This window comes from Streptomyces sp. NBC_00988 (assembly GCF_045162645.1).
Taxonomy (GTDB): domain Bacteria; phylum Actinomycetota; class Actinomycetes; order Streptomycetales; family Streptomycetaceae; genus Streptomyces.
On the sequence record NZ_CP108730.1, the window covers coordinates 5,581,938 to 5,595,271 of the forward strand.

Below are 13,334 nucleotides of genomic sequence, written 5' to 3' on the forward strand. Positions count from 1 at the left end.
CGTATCGCCCGGGGACTGCCGTGGGCGGGGGTGGGGACGGGGGTACAGCGGGGTGTCGGGGTGGTGGTGGCCGCTAACGGGGAGCGGGGGCGGGCGGTCGTAGGAACCACGGGGACGGTCATGTCACCGGCTCCGTCAGTACGCGGTCCACCGGGACGTCCGCCGTGACCGTCACCGCGGCCGGGTCGAGGTCCGCCGGGGTGGGCATCACGCTGCCGGGGAGCTGGACGGCGGCGGCGCCGTGGGCGACCGCCGAGGCCAGGGCTTCGGGGCCGTGGCCGCCGGCGATGAGGAAGCCGGCCAGCGAGGAGTCCCCCGCACCGACGTTGCTGCGTACGACGTCGACGCGCGCGCTGCCGAACCAGGCACCGGAGCCGTCCACCAGCAGCTGCCCGTCCGCGCCGAGGCTGGCGAGGACCGCGCCGGCGCCCAACTCCCGTAGTTCTTCCGCCGCTTTGACCGCGTCGCCGACGGTGGCGAGCGGGCGGGAGACGGCCTCCGCGAGTTCCTCGGCGTTGGGCTTCACCACGTCCGGGCGTTCGCGCAGGGCCTCGATGAGCGCGGGGCCGGAGGTGTCGAGGGCGATACGGACGCCGACGGCGTGGGCGCGGGCGACCAACTCGGCGTACCAGGACGGCGCGAGGCCGCGCGGGAGGCTGCCGCAGCAGGCGATCCAGTCGGCGTCACGGGACTGCCGGCGGACCGTCTCCAGGAGCAACTCCTGTTCGGCTGCGGTCAGTTCGGGGCCGGGCGCGTTGATCTTCGTGAGGACGCCGTCCGCCTCGGCGAGGGCGATGTTCGAGCGGGTGGCCCCGGCGACCGGGACCGGCGCGACCTCGATGCCCTGCGCGTCGAGCAGGTCCGCGACCAGCGCGCCCGGCGCTCCGCCCAGCGGCAGGACGGCTACCGTACGGCGGCCCGCGGCGGCGACCGCGCGGGAGACGTTGACGCCCTTGCCGCCCGGGTCCATGCGCTCGCCGGTGGCCCGTATGACCTCGCCGCGGTCCAGCGAGGGGACCTCGTAGGTGCGGTCGAGGGACGGGTTCGGGGTGACGGTGAGGATCATGCGCGCACTACTTCCATGCCGCCGCGCTCCATGGCGGTGGCGTCTTCTGGGCTCAGCCCGCTGTCGGTGATCAGCAGGTCCACGTCGCTCAGGGCGCCGAAGCGGGCGAAGTGCTCCTGGCCGTGCTTGGCGGAGTCGGCGAGCAGCACCACGCGGCGGGCGGCGGACATCGCCGCGCGCTTGACGGCGGCCTCGGCGAGGTCGGGGGTGGTCAGCCCGTGCCCGGCGGAGAAGCCGTTGGCCGCGACGAACACGACGTCCGCGCGGATCTCGCCGTACGCCCGCAGCGCCCAGGCGTCGACAGCGGCGCGTGTACGGTGCCGCACGCGCCCTCCGACGAGGTGGAGCTGCATGCCCGGGTGGTCCGCGAGGCGGGCCGCGATGGGCAGCGAGTGGGTGACGACGGTGAGCTCGGCCTCCAGCGGGATGATGCCCGCGAGGCGGGCGATCGTCGTACCGGCGTCGAGGATCACCGTGCCCTGCGTCGGCAGCTCGGCGAGGGCCGCCTTGGCGATCCGGTCCTTCTCGTCGGCCGCCGTCGACTCGCGCTCGGCGAGGTCCGGCTCGAAGTCCAGCCGCCCGGCGGGTATGGCACCGCCGTGCACCCGGCGGACGAGTCCCGCGCGGTCGAGGGCCTTCAGATCCCGGCGGATCGTCTCCGCCGTGACCTGGAACTCCTCGGCCAGCGACACCACGTCCACCCGGCCGCCGTCACGGGCCAGCCGGAGGATCTCCTGCTGCCGCTCCGGTGCGTACATGTCCGTTCGCCTCCGACCTTTGCCCGAACTTGTGGTTTCGCTCGGAGGCTACGCCCGGATTTCCGGAAAGTAAACAGGTTCGGGCATTAGGTGGACATGAACGGGCAGAGGGATCTTTTTTGGGGGTGCCTGCGGTGTCTTTGCGGAGTGGCTGCGGTGTGCGGCCAGCCGTGCCGGTCAGCTGTGGCGCAGGTCCTTGATCTTCTTCTCGGCGGCGAGGATGGCGCGCACCAGTTCGCCCCGGGCGGCCTCTTGGCGCATGGCGAGGGTGAGCTGGGCACGGTGGTACGGGACGGTGATGCGCGTGACGGGGCCGGGCTCGGGCAGGGCGGTGGCGACATAGCCCTGCACGCACTCGACCACCTTCGCCAGTTCGAGGCGGACGGCCTCGGTGTGGTCGGTGATGCCCTCGATCATGTTGCCGATCGAGGAGATCTCCGCGAAGTCGTCGGCGACGCAGGGCTTCCGGGTGAGGCCGCACTGGGCCTTGTAGAGGTCGCCGAGCCATTCGGCCGGCTTGTCGAGGTCGGTGTTCGTCTCGTCCTTGCGGCGGATCTTCCGCATCCAGGCGAAGAGTTGTCTCTGGTGCCGGTGGGACAACCCGGCGAAGAGACCCATGACGAGGGCAGAGGTGGCGGTCAGGAGGAGGGTGCCGGCACTGGTGCCGATCGCCAGCGTGGTGGTGCTGGTCATCATGCGGTGGTCCGTTCGGGGGCGGAGCGTGAGCGGCGGAGGGGCCGGTGCGCCGGGGCGGGGGTCCGGCACGCCGGGCGGTGTCAGTTCCCGGTGGCGAGGTGACGCAGCGCGTCGACGTCGTGCACGACGAACCGGCGGTACCGGGCTTCGATGATGCCGTGGTAGCGCAGGGTCCGGATCGCGTTCTCCGTGGTGGAGACGGCGAGTTGGAGGGCCGCGGCGAGGTCCTTCTGGCCCGGACCGATGATGTTGACGGAGCTTGCCCTCGGGCCGGGGGAACCCACGGTGTCGGCGAGGTGCGCCAGAAGCCTGCTGACCCGCTCCAGGGGTGGCCGGGTAGCCATGGTGTAGACGAGTTCGTCGCTGCGGTTGCGGTCTTCGAGGCTGCGCAGAAGGGCGAGCCGGATGTCGGGCCACTTGCCCAGCAGGGCGTTGAAGTAGTGGGCGCGGCAGGGGATGGCCACGGTCTCGGCCAGGCACTTGGTGCGGACGGCGGAACGGGAGGTGACGAGCTTGGCCTCGCCGACCAGCTGTCCGCGGCCCCGGAACCGCGTGACGGTGGGGACATGCTCCCCCTCGCCGAGCGGGAAGCGGTCCTGGCGTACGACACCGTCCCAGATGATGTAGACGTTCCGGTCGTCCGGTCCGATCGGCAGGTGCTCGTCCCGCGCGAAGCTACGGCTGCACAGGCCGGCCTCCAGCAGGGCGCGCCAGTCCTCCCTGTCCAGACACCGCAGGAAGCTTCCCCGGGGCTTGTTCTCGTGTCCCTGGAGAAAGTCGATCGGCGGTGCGGTGTCGTCGGTCGCGAGTGTCCTCACTCCCCGGCTCCGAAGGCCGCGGCGGCGCGTGTCCCGGCGTACGCGCCGCGAGGCGCGTGATGGTGACGATGTGTCACGGTACGCATGGGGGTCTGGGTCCCTTTCTCTGTTCTGTTGAAGCTCTGCGACCCCGCCGGTCAGCGGGGTCACGGATGACGGGTCCGGCCTCCCTCTCCGGGAGGTACGGCAACGCCCGGGTGGTGAGGCCGGGGGAAACAGTTGAGCGAGACAGAACGGTACCGCTCGTTGCGAGAGAAGAGCCAGTCGCGATTCCAAAGGTACCGTGACGAATAATGATCATGGCTCGAAACCCCTCACAGCGGGGATTCACCGCAGAAGATCACGCGTAATCCGGACGGAAAAGTGACCACTAATTTCGCAATTACCAAACCGGTTACCATCGCAGTCCGCGCCCTCTCCGAGGTACGTCGGGACACTTCTCCGGTGAGCGACATATGACGCCCACACAAACCGGCGGCAAAGACGAGAGGCCCTGGGGCACCACCCCCAGGACCTCCCGGAAAGGCCCGGACCCGTCAGGGATCAGACCACTGCCCAGTAAACACCACGACCGGCCTTTGGGTCACTCCCCATCAGGCGACAAGGCTGCTCCACCACCGGATGGCCAGCGCCGACCGCCGCCCCGGGGCTGTCACCGACAGCACATCCTCCCGCACACGGCGTCGGGACATCCCACCCGACTGCACTCTTTATCCCTTTTGCAGACATGAAGGCGGGACCGCTCCCATCCCTTCAGCCGTGTGACAGCACCCTCAAATGACAGCCATCGATCAAGAACAAACAGATTCCGCCAACACGCCCCCACCGGACCGACGATCCGATCGACCGGCGGCGCACCACAAGAACTAATCCACCGACGCCTCGGCAATTCCCTTCCGCAAGGCAGTCCGATTCGAAAAGAAATACCGCGAATCAACACGGGGAACGGATTACCGCCGGGGAATCCAGGGTTCACCGCAGCACACAGCAAAATATCGACTAATGGATACAGGCATCACCGCTCGGGTCTGCCCCGCCCCACCCGTCCCATCACCATCTCTCACTCTGTCAATTTCCTTACGGGCCGGACGGGTTGGGCGCACGCGCCGCTGCCAAGCCGGAGCGTTCCCCCCGTAAGCGACCCCTTCACTACGCGGCGTGACATCTGACGCCGCCCACGCCGTCGGATCTGCCCGGCGTACGCCTCCCCCCGCGCACCGGCGTACGCCAACATCCGACCGGTTGCACCGAGCGCCCCGCCCCGGGTACGACCTCGGGGCGGGGCGCTCTCCTGCGTTGCCGAACCGGGTCAACTCCCGCCCGACTCAACATCCTTGGCCGCCTGCCCGGTCACCTGCTCCGCCGACCGCCCCGCAGCCCGCCCCGGCAGCGCGAACATCAGCAGGAAGATCACGCCCATCACCGCGGCCACCCAACCCAGCGCGTTCTGGAAGGCGTTGACGAACGCCGGGCCCACCTCGGCCGGGGTCAGCCGGTCGCCGATCGAGCCGAAGAAGACCACCGACACCAACCCCAGCCCCAGCGCATTGCCCATCTGCTGAACGGTGTTGATGAGTCCGGATGCCGAACCCGCGTGCTCGCGCGGCACCTCGGAGAGGATCGTGTCGGTCAGCGGGGCGAAGATCAGGCCCATGCCGGCGCCCATCACGACGAGCGGCAGCGCCATCTGCCAGGAGGCGATGGCCAGTTGGTACCGGTCCGCCTCCCAGAGGTAGAGCAGCACGCCCACGACCATCACCAGCGCGCCGGCCTGGAGGACGTTGCGTGCGCCGACGCGCGGCACCAGTTTCTGTACGGACATCCCGGCCGCCACCGAGACCGCGATCGAGAACGGTACGCCGGTAAGCCCCGCCCGCAGCGGGCTCCAGCCCAGCCCGATCTGCATGTACAGCGTCCAGACCAGGAAGAAGATACCGAGCCCGATACCGAAGACCATCTGTACGGCGATGCCCGCCGCGAAGCTCTTCACCTCGAACAGCGACAGCTCGACGAGCGGCGAACCGTCCCGCGCCGCCTTCCGCCGCTCGTACGCCACCAGCGCGGAGAAGACACCGATCGAGCCGGACATCGACACGAACCCCCAGGCGGGCCAGCCCAGTTCGTCGCCCCGGGTGAGCGGATAGAGCAGCATCAGCAGGCCGAGGGTGACCAGGGCGACGCCGACGAGGTCCAGCTTCAGGGCGCGTGGCGCCTTGGACTCGGTGATGAAGCGGCTGCCGAGGATCAGGCCGGCGATGCCGACCGGCAGGTTGATGAGGAAGATCGGGCGCCATTCGAGACCGAAGAGGTTCCACTCCGTCAACAGCGCGCCGAGCAGCGGGCCCGAGACCGCGCCCAGGCCGACGATCGCGCCGAACAGCCCGAACACCTTGCCCCGTTCGTGCGCCGGGAAGGTCGCGTGCACGATCGACAGCACCTGCGGCACCATCATCGCCGCCATCCCGCCCTGCAGGATCCGCGAGGCGACCAGCATCTCCGGGTTCGCGGCGAAGCCGCACAACGCCGACGCGAGCGTGAAGCCGCCGATCCCGACGAGGAACAGCCGCTTGCGGCCGTGGATGTCACCGAGCCGCCCGCCGGTGATCAGCCCGGCGGCGAAGGCGAGCGCGTAACCGGCCGTAATCCACTGGATCTGGCTGAACGAGGCGCCCGCGTCCCGCTGGATCGACGGGATCGCGACATTGACGATCGTGACGTCGACGAGGTCCATGAAGGCCGCGGTCATCACGATCGCGAGGGCGAACCAGCGACGCCGGTCACCGGTGCGTACCGGGTCCGCCAAGTCTGTCGGGCTGTCGACAAGGGTTTCGGTGGAGGTCATGGCTTGAAGCTATGACCCCACTAGGTCAGATCGTGTCCTAGTTCTACGGCATCCTCGAACTCATGACGACGACGGAGAGCTCATGACGACCGACACCCCGGCCCGGCTCCTCCAGCTCCTCTCCCTCCTCCAGACGCCCCGCGAGTGGCCCGGCGGCGAACTGGCCGACCGGCTCGGGGTCTCCCGGCGCACGGTCCGGCGGGACATCGACCGGCTCCGGGAACTCGGCTACCCCGTGCAGGCGACGCTCGGCTCCGACGGCGGTTACCGGCTCGTCGCGGGCAAGGCGATGCCCCCGCTGGTGCTGGACGACGACGAGGCGGTGGCGATCGCGGTCGGCCTGCGCGCGGGCGCCGGGCACGCGCTGGAAGGCGTGGACGAGGCCTCCGTACGGGCACTGGCGAAGCTGGAACAGGTACTGCCCTCGCGACTGCGGCACCGGGTCGCCACCCTCCAGGCCGCCACGACCCCGCTGACCAGTGGCGACGGCGCGAGTATCGCCCCCGAGACGCTGACCGTCATGGCCTCGACGGTGGCCGGCCGGGAGCGGCTGCGCTTCGCCTACCGCGCCAAGGACGGCACCGAGTCCCGCCGCGTGACGGAGCCGTACCGGCTCGTCTCGACCGGGCAGCGCTGGTATCTCGTCGCCTACGACCTCGACCGCGAGGACTGGCGGACGTTCCGGGTCGACCGGGTGAGCCAACCCTTCGCCACCGGGGCCCGGTTCACGCCGCGCGAGCTGCCGACCGGAAGCGCGGCGGAGTACCTACGGCAGTCGATGCACCGGCGTCAGGAGACGTACGAGTACGCCGTCACCTTCGCCGCCCCCGCCGACATCGTCGCGGCCCGCATCCCCGCGTGGCTCGGCACCCCGGAACCGCTCGACGACCACAGCTGCCGTGTGCGCGCCACGACCGGCGACGCGGTGGACTGGCTGGCCGTACGGCTGGCCATGCTGGGGTGCGAGTTCACGGTGCACGAGCCGGAGGAACTGGTGCGGCGTGTACGGGAGTTGGGGGAGCGGTTGAGCCGGGCGGGCAGTGGGGGCGAGCCGCCGGCGTGAGCCTCGACGGATACGGGAGCGGGGCTCACACCGTGCCCCGTTCCGTCCCCAACTCCCCCCAGGGAAAGTCCCGCAGCGCCCGCAGATTCCGCAGCGCCAGTTCCACCGGCCCCGCCACCGCACTCGCGCCCGCGCTCGCACCCCCTTGCGCCTCCCCGGACGCCCACCCCTCAACAGCCGTCCGTACGGCGGCACTTGCCACGGCCGCGGCGAAGCGCACCTCGGGGGACAGCACGGACGGAACCGGGTCGGCGTTGGTGAGGCGTTCCGCGAAGATCTCGCCCAGGCTGCGTTCCGAGGCCTGGTAGACCTCCGCCCACACCCGGCGCAGGGCGGGGCTGGATTCGGCCATGCCGATCAACGTGCGCACCCAGGTCCAGGAGTTGATGGAAACGCCCACCCCGGGGGTCAAGGTGTAACGGACCCCGTGTTCCAGGGCCTCCGGCACCGACAGTGCGGCCGGGGCCGCGCGGACCGCCTCCACCCAGCGCTGGGCGCCGGCCGCGTAGAGCGGGGCGACGGCCTCTTCCTTGGTGGCGAAGTAGCGGTAGAAGGTGCGGGGGGCGATGCCCGCGCTCTGGGCGATGTCCTCGGCCCGGGTGGCCCGCAGTCCGTGCCGTACGAAGAGTCCGGCAGCGGCCCGGGCGATCTCCATCCGGGTCTCGGCCTTGCGCCGCTCGGTCAGCGAGAGCGGTGCGGAGGGGCCAGAGGGGCCGAAGGGGGAAGTAGGGCCGGAATCCGGTGCTGGGGTGGGGCTGCTCACACCGGCAGGCTATGCCGCTGTGGCACAATCTGCCATTCGGCGGGCCACCCCGGGGTTCAGGTACGGGGTGCCCCGCCGTCCCAGCATGCCGACGCCCCGCCGACCCCGCATGCCCCCATAAAAGAACCGGGCCCCGACGCCTGGGGGGACAGGCGCCGAAGCCCGGTTCGGGAGAGTCCCGGCGCCGGGGGGGTGTTGCGTCGGGACTTGGCTCAGGGGTCTCGGGGCATGGCCCCGGACCCGAACTCCTGGGCCCTGAAGTCTTGTTCCCAGGGTCCAGCAGCTTGAAGCGGCGTTACACAGCCATGTTCGCGCGGCCTCCCGCCACCGGGCGTACGCGGTCCGGCGCGTACCTCGTTCGTACGCGCCCCCGCGTCCACCGGGCCGGAGGCCGGGGACTCACGCCCCCGGCACGCTCACGACCGCTCCCGCCACGCTCACGGCCGCTTACGCCGCCGCGTCGAAGCCGGTCTGGCTGGCCAGCTTCTTCAGTTCCAGCAGTGCGTGCTTCTCGATCTGGCGAATGCGCTCGCGCGTCAGGCCGTGCTCCTTGCCGACCTCGGTGAGCGTGCGCTCCCGGCCGTCCTCCATGCCGTACCGCATCTTGATGATGGAGGCCGTGCGCTGGTCGAGGCGGCCGATCAGGTCGTCCAGTTCCTCGCTGCGCAGCAGGGTCATGACGGACTGCTCGGGCGAGACCGCGGAGGTGTCCTCCAGGAGGTCACCGAACTGCGTGTCTCCGTCGTCGTCCACCGACATGTTCAGCGAGACCGGGTCACGGGCCCAGTCCAGGACGTTGGTCACGCGCTCCGGGGTCGACTCCAGCTCGGCGGCGATCTCCGCGTGCTCGGGCTCCCGCCCGTTCTTGCGGTTGAACTCGCGCTGCACCCGGCGGATCCGGCCCAGCTCCTCCACGAGGTGGACGGGCAGGCGGATGGTCCGGGACTGGTCGGCGATGGAGCGGGTGATGGCCTGACGGATCCACCAGGTCGCGTACGTCGAGAACTTGAAGCCCTTGCGGTAGTCGAACTTCTCGACCGCGCGCACCAGGCCCGCGTTGCCCTCCTGGATCAGGTCGAGGAGGGGCAGGCCGCTACGGGGGTAACGGCGGGCCACGGCCACGACCAGTCGGAGGTTGGAACGGATGAAGACGTCCTTGGCACGCTCCCCTTCGGCGACCAGGGCCTCCAGCTCGGCGCGGGAGGCGTCCGCCTGGGACTTCTCCTCGCCGTCGAGGACCTGGCGCGCGAACACGCCCGCTTCGATGGTCTGCGAAAGCTCGACTTCCTTGGCGGCGTCGAGCAGCGGTGTGCGCGCGATTTCGTCGAGATACATGCCGACCAGGTCGCGGTCGGCGATCTCGCCGCCATGGGCGCGAACACTGCGCGCCACGCCGGAGGTCTCGCCGGAGGCGGACTTACGACGGGCGACGGCACGGGTTGCCATGCGTGCTCCCTTGCGATGGTGGGTCAGCAGGTGTTCGTCCGATGCTGTGGCACTCGTCCGGTGACTCTTCTCGTGTGCCCTGCATCTGATGGAAACAACGACTGGAATCCGGACAGAATTCCCAACCCGCTCCCCTATTTTTCTGATCTTGCAGTACCCTGTCCGGCCACAAGGGGGTAACGATGTCGTCGGAACGTACAGAGGTGCAGGTCAGGCCAGGAGTCGAGAGTGACCTCGACGCCCTCACGGACATCTACAACCACTACGTACGCGAGACCCCGATCACCTTCGACACCGTCCCCTTCACACCGGAGGAGCGTCGCCCTTGGCTGCTCTCCCACCCTGAAGACGGGCCATACCGGCTGAAGGTTGCCATGGACGGGATCTTCCAAGGAAACTCACAGCGAATCCTCGGCTACGCCACATCCAGCCCTTACCGGGCGAAGCCCGCCTACTCGACCTCGGTAGAGGTCACGGTCTACCTCGCCCCCGACGCGGCCGGCCGGGGCATCGGCACACTGCTCTACAAGGCCCTGTTCGAGGCCCTGGCGGACGAGGACGTGCACCGGGCGTACGCGGGCATCGCACAGCCCAACGAAGCGTCCACGCGGCTGCATGAACGCTTCGGGTTCCGGTACATCGGCGTCCACCGGGAGGTGGGCCGCAAGTTCGGCCGCTACTGGGATGTCGCCTGGCACGAGAAGGAGTTGTAGACCCCGCTGCCCCAGCCCTCAGCCCTCAGCCTCCGTCCTCAGCCGAACTGCACCGACCGCTTCGCCATCCCCATCCAGAACCCGTCGATCACGGAGGGGTTGAAGGACTCCCGCGCGTCCAGGTCACCGCCGGCCTCCGCCGCGCCCATCGCCACGAACAGCGGGGCGAAGTGCTCGGTGCGCGGATGGGCGTAGCGCCCGGCCGGGGCCTTGTGGAGGAAGTCCAGCAGGCCGTCCCAGTCGCGGGACTCCAGTGCCCGCCTGCCCCAGTCGTCGAACTCGGAGGACCAGGTGGGCACTCCCCCGCCGGTGTGACGCAGCGCGGCGAGGTTGTGGGTGAAGAAGCCGGAGCCGACGATCAGGACGCCCTCGTCGCGCAGCGGGGCGAGCTTGCGGCCGATGTCCATCAGCTTCGCCGGGTCGAGGGTCGGCATGGAGACCTGGAGGACCGGGATGTCGGCGGCCGGGAACATCTCGACGAGCGGGACGTACGCCCCGTGGTCGAGGCCGCGGTCCGGGACGTCCTGCACGGGGATGCCCGGGGCGCGCAGCAACTTCCGTACGGACTCGGCGAGTTCGGGGGCGCCCGGGGCGTCGTAGCGGACCTGGTAGTAGTGCTCGGGGAAGCCCCAGAAGTCGTAGACGAGGGGGACCGGGTCGACCGCGCCGAGGGCGAGGGGTGCCTCCTCCCAGTGGGCGGAGACCATGAGGATCGCCTTGGGGCGGGGGAGGTCGGCGGACCAGGCGGCGAGTTCGCCGGGCCAGATCGGGTCGTCCGCGAGGGGCGGGGCGCCGTGGCTGAGATAGAGGGCGGGCATGCGCTCCGGTGCGGCGGTGGACATGACGGTCACTCCCCTGGGTCGAACCTTGATCGAACTCGATGCTTGAACTCTCAAACTTCCTGCGGCAGAGCTTACGCCCCATTTGTTTAACCTTCAAGGAGAGCTCTCGTACAGTGGAGTACATGAACACGGCACCCGCTTCCGCAGAACCCCACTGGCTCACCGCCGAGGAGCAGCGCGTCTGGCGTTTCTACATGCACGCCAGCACCCTCCTGGAGGACCACCTGGACCGCCAGCTCCAGCGCGACGCGGGCATGCCGCACATCTACTACGGCCTTCTCGTCCAGCTCGCCGAGGCCCCGCGCCGCCGGCTGCGGATGACCGAGCTGGCCATGAACGCGAAGATCACCCGCTCCCGTCTCTCGCACGCGATCGCGCGCCTGGAGAAGAACGGGTGGGTGCGCCGCGAGGACTGCCCCTCCGACAAGCGCGGCCAGTTCGCGGTGCTGACCGACGAGGGCTACGGCGTGCTCAGCCGGACCGCGCCGGGCCATGTGACCGCCGTACGGCAGGCGTTGTTCGAGCGGCTGACGCCGGAACAGCAGAAGTCCCTCGGCGAGATCATGGAGATCGTCGCCGAGGGACTTCAGCCGAACGAAGCGGGTGCGGACCTGCCCTGGCTCCGCTGAGCCGCTCAACTCAACGGAGAACCAGGGCAGTTCCTGGGAGTCGTACGCACGGGGCGTCCCCTTCCCCGTACGTACGGATGGTGCGAAGGGGGTACGACCGGGCCGGGCGTCGTCAGTGGGCGACGACCGGGATCTTGAACTCGTCCTCGACGTCGTCACCGGAGGCGACCGGGTCGGAACCCTGCTTGCCCGCGTTGACGAGGACCGAGACGATGACCGCAGCCGTCACCAGCATGCCGACGGCGAACCAGATGGCGTTGGTGTAGCCGTGCACCTGACCCTGCAGCGCGACGAGCTGCTGCTGGGTCTTGGAGGTGCCCGCACCGGCGATGTGGTCCTTGATGTACGCGGTCGTCGCGGACGCGGCGATCGTGTTCAGCAGGGCCGTACCGATGGCGCCGCCCACCTGCTGCGAGGTGTTGACCATCGCGGAGGCGACACCCGCGTCCCGGGGCTCGACGCCCAGGGTGGCCAGGGACATGGCCGGCATGAACGCCGTACCCATGCCGAGACCGAGCAGCAGCATCGCGGGCAGGATGATCGAGGCGTACGACGAGCCGATCTCCAGCTGCGTCATCAGGAGCATGCCGACCGCGGCGACCAGGAAGCCGGGGCCCATCAGCAGACGGGCCGGCAGGCGGGTCATCAGCCGGGTGCCGATCTGGGTCGAGCCGACCATCATGCCGACGATCATCGGCATGAAGGCGAAGCCGGTCTTGATGGGCGAGAAGCCCTTCACGACCTGCAGGTAGTAGGTGAGGAAGAGGAACGTGCCGAACATCGCGATGATGGCGATGCCGAGCGAGAGGTAGATACCGCCGCGGTTGCGGTCGGTGATCACGCGCAGCGGCAGCAGCGGGGCCTTGACCCTGGACTCGACGATCACGAACGAGACCAGCAGGACCGCGGAAGCGACGAAGAGCGCGATGGTGGAGGAGTCGCCCCAGCCGTCGGTCTCGGCGCGGGTGAAGCCGTAGACGAGCGAGACCAGGCCGAGGGTCGACAGGAGGACACCCGGGATGTCGAGCGGGTTGCGGTTGCGGCCGCCCTCCGGCTCGCGGATGACGAAGTACGCGCCGAGCGCGGCGACGATCGCGAACGGGATGTTCACGAAGAACGTCCAGCGCCAGTCCAGGTACTCGGTCAGCACACCGCCGAGGATGAAGCCGACGGCGCCGCCGCCACCGGCGATCGCGCCGTAGATGCCGAACGCCTTGGCGCGTTCCTTGGCGTCCGTGAACATCACGGCGAGCAGGGAGAGCGCGGCGGGCGCGAGCAGTGCGCCGAACGCGCCCTGGAGGGCACGGGCGCCGAACATCATGGCGCCGGTGGTGGCGACACCGCCGAGCGCGGACGCGGCGGCGAAGCCGGTCAGACCGACGACGAAGGCGCGCTTGCGGCCCCACAGGTCGGCTATGCGGCCGCCGAAGAGGAGGAGTCCGCCGAAGGCGAGGGCGTAGGCCGTCACGACCCACTGCCGGTTGCCGTCGGAGATGCCCAGGTCGGTCTGGGCGGACGGGAGGGCGATGTTCACGATGGTCGCGTCGAGCACGACCATCAGCTGGGCGAGCGCGATGAACGCGAGCGCCTTCCAGCGGTTGGAGTGAGCTTCGTGCTCGGCGGCCTCGGAGGCCTTGTCGAGAGCGCCTGGGGCGCTTCGAGCTGTTTCAGACATGGTGGTACCCACTTCGGGACTTC

The 13,334-nt window shown here is 69.7% G+C and carries 12 protein-coding genes; 3 read left to right on the forward strand and 9 right to left on the reverse strand.

From position 1 onward, the window contains the following. Nucleotides 1–118: 118 nt before the first annotated feature. From pfkB to OG496_RS25380, 5 genes are all read right to left on the reverse strand, one after another. The gene (gene pfkB, locus OG496_RS25360) at nt 119–1,066 is read right to left on the reverse strand and encodes a 1-phosphofructokinase (RefSeq protein WP_405972510.1); all 948 of its coding nucleotides are present in this window, start codon (nt 1,064–1,066) and stop codon (nt 119–121) included. Beyond that, a complete protein-coding gene (locus OG496_RS25365; RefSeq protein ID WP_366496902.1) occupies nt 1,063–1,824 on the reverse strand; it encodes a DeoR/GlpR family DNA-binding transcription regulator in 762 nt (253 codons plus the stop codon). Before OG496_RS25365 ends, pfkB begins: the two co-directional genes overlap by 4 nt. Before the next feature lie 177 nt (nt 1,825–2,001). Beyond that, on the reverse strand, nt 2,002–2,520 hold the full coding sequence (locus OG496_RS25370) for a hypothetical protein (RefSeq protein ID WP_405972511.1): 519 nt from the start codon (nt 2,518–2,520) through the stop codon (nt 2,002–2,004). Between the two features lie 80 nt (nt 2,521–2,600). After that, entirely contained in the window at nt 2,601–3,338 is a 738-nt protein-coding gene (locus OG496_RS25375) for a Crp/Fnr family transcriptional regulator (RefSeq protein ID WP_405972512.1), read from the reverse strand. A 1,309-nt stretch (nt 3,339–4,647) separates the two neighbouring features. Further along, nucleotides 4,648–6,180, reverse strand: a complete 1,533-nt coding sequence (locus OG496_RS25380; RefSeq protein ID WP_405972513.1) for an MFS transporter — start codon at nt 6,178–6,180, stop codon at nt 4,648–4,650. A gap of 82 nt (nt 6,181–6,262) precedes the next feature. On the opposite strand from OG496_RS25380, the gene OG496_RS25385 reads away from it, so the two are divergent. After that, entirely contained in the window at nt 6,263–7,243 is a 981-nt protein-coding gene (locus OG496_RS25385) for a helix-turn-helix transcriptional regulator (RefSeq protein ID WP_405972514.1), read from the forward strand. 25 nt (nt 7,244–7,268) lie between these two features. Here the strand turns inward: OG496_RS25385 and OG496_RS25390 are convergent, their stop codons facing one another. Further along, nucleotides 7,269–8,006 (reverse strand): TetR/AcrR family transcriptional regulator, encoded by a 738-nt coding sequence (locus OG496_RS25390; protein WP_399395819.1) that lies wholly within the window; start codon nt 8,004–8,006, stop codon nt 7,269–7,271. A 447-nt stretch (nt 8,007–8,453) separates the two neighbouring features. After that, a complete protein-coding gene (locus OG496_RS25395; RefSeq protein WP_366496897.1) occupies nt 8,454–9,452 on the reverse strand; it encodes a sigma-70 family RNA polymerase sigma factor in 999 nt (332 codons plus the stop codon). A gap of 182 nt (nt 9,453–9,634) precedes the next feature. Here OG496_RS25395 and OG496_RS25400 point away from each other — a divergent pair, with 182 nt between their 5' ends. After that, nucleotides 9,635–10,165 (forward strand): GNAT family N-acetyltransferase, encoded by a 531-nt coding sequence (locus OG496_RS25400; RefSeq protein ID WP_405972515.1) that lies wholly within the window; start codon nt 9,635–9,637, stop codon nt 10,163–10,165. A 38-nt stretch (nt 10,166–10,203) separates the two neighbouring features. Here OG496_RS25400 and OG496_RS25405 read toward each other — a convergent pair whose 3' ends face one another. Next, nucleotides 10,204–11,007: a class III extradiol ring-cleavage dioxygenase gene (locus OG496_RS25405; RefSeq protein ID WP_366496895.1), complete on the reverse strand. Its 804-nt coding sequence runs from the start codon at nt 11,005–11,007 to the stop codon at nt 10,204–10,206. 122 nt (nt 11,008–11,129) lie between these two features. On the opposite strand from OG496_RS25405, the gene OG496_RS25410 reads away from it, so the two are divergent. Beyond that, the gene (locus OG496_RS25410; RefSeq protein ID WP_366496894.1) at nt 11,130–11,636 is read left to right on the forward strand and encodes a MarR family transcriptional regulator; all 507 of its coding nucleotides are present in this window, start codon (nt 11,130–11,132) and stop codon (nt 11,634–11,636) included. Between the two features lie 112 nt (nt 11,637–11,748). Here OG496_RS25410 and OG496_RS25415 read toward each other — a convergent pair whose 3' ends face one another. Next, the gene (locus tag OG496_RS25415) at nt 11,749–13,311 is read right to left on the reverse strand and encodes an MFS transporter (protein WP_405972516.1); all 1,563 of its coding nucleotides are present in this window, start codon (nt 13,309–13,311) and stop codon (nt 11,749–11,751) included. Nucleotides 13,312–13,334: the final 23 nt, after the last annotated feature.

What these genes read in the sequence shown, in the direction of transcription:
- pfkB (WP_405972510.1), bottom strand. Translation starts at nt 1,066, where the DNA reads ATGATCCTCACCGTCACCCCGAACCCGTCCCTCGACCGCACCTACGAG.
- OG496_RS25365 (WP_366496902.1), bottom strand. Translation starts at nt 1,824, where the DNA reads ATGTACGCACCGGAGCGGCAGCAGGAGATCCTCCGGCTGGCCCGTGAC.
- OG496_RS25370 (WP_405972511.1), bottom strand. Translation starts at nt 2,520, where the DNA reads ATGATGACCAGCACCACCACGCTGGCGATCGGCACCAGTGCCGGCACC.
- OG496_RS25380 (WP_405972513.1), bottom strand. Translation starts at nt 6,180, where the DNA reads ATGACCTCCACCGAAACCCTTGTCGACAGCCCGACAGACTTGGCGGAC.
- OG496_RS25385 (WP_405972514.1), top strand. Translation starts at nt 6,263, where the DNA reads ATGACGACCGACACCCCGGCCCGGCTCCTCCAGCTCCTCTCCCTCCTC.
- OG496_RS25395 (WP_366496897.1), bottom strand. Translation starts at nt 9,452, where the DNA reads ATGGCAACCCGTGCCGTCGCCCGTCGTAAGTCCGCCTCCGGCGAGACC.
- OG496_RS25400 (WP_405972515.1), top strand. Translation starts at nt 9,635, where the DNA reads ATGTCGTCGGAACGTACAGAGGTGCAGGTCAGGCCAGGAGTCGAGAGT.
- OG496_RS25405 (WP_366496895.1), bottom strand. Translation starts at nt 11,007, where the DNA reads ATGTCCACCGCCGCACCGGAGCGCATGCCCGCCCTCTATCTCAGCCAC.
- OG496_RS25410 (WP_366496894.1), top strand. Translation starts at nt 11,130, where the DNA reads ATGAACACGGCACCCGCTTCCGCAGAACCCCACTGGCTCACCGCCGAG.
- OG496_RS25415 (WP_405972516.1), bottom strand. Translation starts at nt 13,311, where the DNA reads ATGTCTGAAACAGCTCGAAGCGCCCCAGGCGCTCTCGACAAGGCCTCC.